Origin of the sequence: Atribacter sp., assembly GCF_035418125.1 — a bacterium.
In the GTDB taxonomy this organism is placed as follows: domain Bacteria; phylum Atribacterota; class Atribacteria; order Atribacterales; family Atribacteraceae; genus Atribacter; species Atribacter allofermentans.
In genome coordinates, this window is sequence record NZ_DAOLQM010000344.1 from 1 (window position 1) to 1,755 (window position 1,755).

The window sequence follows — 1,755 nt, forward strand, 5'->3', positions numbered from 1 at the left end:
GCTACTCTCGCTCCCTACGAAGGATCAGTACCAGTCTATGGACGAGGTCTTTATATCATTAAAGACGATCAAAAACCCGAAGATCCAGTAGGGCTGGCAACAGTAATATCCGACCAAACCCGGAATTTAACTCTATCCATTAAACAAAAAATCAACCAGCCCCGGTTATTTATTCTTTCACCCGATAAAAAAGGTAATTTCCAAACCCAGGAAATTAAAATAGCCAGTCAGCTCGATAAGGGTCAGGAAATTCAGGTAACAATCGACTCTCCCATGACTTTTATTGCCTTAGGTGGTTTTCTTGAAAAGAAATCAGAATTTTACGAGGGATGGGCAATGGTGTTCACTGAAACCTCCCTCGATGTCGAAGTTAATCTCCCCTCTGAAGGGTACCCCCTTCAAAAGAATGTGGTTGAGATCAAAGTTACCGACCGGTTTCTTAATCAGCCAGCATCGGTATATGGAATATTGGAAGTTTTCGATAACCGAGTAGCTTCCAAGAGTCCTCGGGAACCTTTAGTGTCGGCTCTGGGAGATTCCTATCGAAATCTATCTAATTATCTGGTTTCTTGGCGGGATTGGACTGGTATTGACAAAGGGAAGAAAGATGGTGCTAGTTTCTTTGAACAAGTCACCACCTTCGTTTTGGGTGAAAGTAAAGCACCAAATGCAATGCTGGCAGCACCTCAACCATCGCAGATAGGGGAAGAAGAAACTCAGGTTTCAGGAGAATATATTCCTCAGGAAACCATCCGCGAGGGTGAAAAAAAGGTGGTATACTGTGGAGTTTTTCACACCGGAGCAGATGGAAAAGCTAAGATTACGGTACAGCTCCCCCCACAAACTGGCCGTTGTTCGGCTCGAGTTGTTGTCGTTGATCGTTATGACTACCAGGAAAGCTCTCAAGTCATCGATGTTCAGAAAAAGAATTATGTTGAGACGGATCTTTCCGGCTTGGTTATGCCAGGAGCAGTCCTCTATCCCCGGGTTCAGGTGGTCAATACTGGCTTAGAAAACTTGGAGCTAAAAATTTCTGGAGCAGGTGTTGAAAAGCCACTCACTTTTTCGGTTGAACCCGGTTCTCAAGAGATTGAATTTCAATTAATCGGAGAAAAATATGGCACCCTCACCTTTGAACTTCGCGATAGCCAAGGGAAAATATATGATCAGCGGGTGGTTGAGGTCCGCAATGTGGAATCGCTACCGGTTACTTTTACCGACATTCTGCTCTCAAGTGGAAAGTCAATCAACATTGAACCAAATCGGAGGATTGCGGTGTATTCTAACCCAGCCCAACTCCTGCGGGGGATGATAACCACTATTGAGACCAATATCTACTCCTGGTTTGGCCATGCCGAGGCAATTAGTGCTGCTGGCGCATTGCGAGCCACTCTTCTTGCGGCGATAGAAAAAGGTTTATTAGACGATGAAGGAATGAGGGACACCTTAATATCTGAGTTAGTGAAGGGAGTCAATGATCTGGAAAGTGTTTTTGTAGATACATCATCAGGCTTGATCGCACCCTATCCTGGGCTGGCAGGAAGTCCGCTCTGGAGTGTATGGGTATTGAAAAACCTCTCGATCATGGTTTCCAACCTGGAGAAAATTCCAGAAATGCAAGATGAATTAACCGGTTCTATTCTCAAAGCCCAGGGCATAATGAACAAACTCAAAAAGGAACTATTGAAAAGAGGTCTTTCTGAAGAGGAATGGAGTTATTATGACCCAGAAAAAAATGGGCAGGATCTCATACCG

Annotated in this window: 1 protein-coding gene; it reads left to right on the top strand. The window is 44.4% G+C overall.

Translation table 11 applies throughout. The features are described from left to right. Window positions 1-1,755: hypothetical protein (locus PLK24_RS11255; RefSeq protein ID WP_324479192.1), on the top strand; the 1,755-nt coding region annotated here is incomplete at both ends.